Origin of the sequence: Vibrio sp. 10N.222.55.C6 (genome assembly GCF_041473395.1) — a bacterium.
Classification (GTDB): domain Bacteria; phylum Pseudomonadota; class Gammaproteobacteria; order Enterobacterales; family Vibrionaceae; genus Vibrio; species Vibrio crassostreae_C.
Genome location: NZ_JBFRSD010001217.1, coordinates 1 through 498, shown reverse-complemented (window position 1 = coordinate 498; position 498 = coordinate 1). Strand labels below are relative to the sequence as shown.

The window sequence follows — 498 nt, the reverse complement described above, 5'->3', positions numbered from 1 at the left end:
GTTGTACGGTCACCCCAAAGGTCCGCAGCTCCCGGGCTAAGTACGCCGCGCAAAGGGTTTAGATAACCCCACTCAATATCGTTTACCGCGACAACTTTTGAAGAACCTTCATCGGCAAAAGAAGGTGTAGTAAGTAGCGTTGCGGCTAGTGCTAATGTCGATGCTTTAAATAATGATTTCATAGTAATGTCTCTGCTGTATTTGCTTGAGATTAATAATATTCAAAATTATTCATTCGATAAACGGGCTAATCTTTAATACACTTTCCTTAAATCGTGGATAATAAAACTGACCATTCGAGTAGTGAAGAGTATAGTGATGAAAATTTCAGATTTACAGGTTTTGTTGAAAGTTGCTGAGCTTCAATCGATTACAGCCGCGGCGAATCAACTTGATATGAGCTCTTCTGCTGCAAGTGTGTCATTAAAACGGATAGAGCAAGAGTTAGGAGCCGAGTTATTTGTTCGAACGACGCGAAAGATGCGCATGACCCCAGAG

General features: G+C 41.6%; 2 protein-coding genes. One reads left to right on the top strand and one right to left on the bottom strand.

The window, feature by feature from the left end:
• The coding region (locus AB4486_RS28250; RefSeq protein ID WP_372120141.1) for a hypothetical protein at positions 1-182 on the bottom strand (182 nt) is incomplete at its 3' end.
• A gap of 136 nt (positions 183-318) precedes the next feature.
• On the opposite strand from AB4486_RS28250, the gene AB4486_RS28245 reads away from it, so the two are divergent.
• Positions 319-498, top strand: a 180-nt coding sequence (locus AB4486_RS28245; RefSeq protein ID WP_372120139.1) for a LysR family transcriptional regulator, incomplete at its 3' end; no start/stop codon positions are given.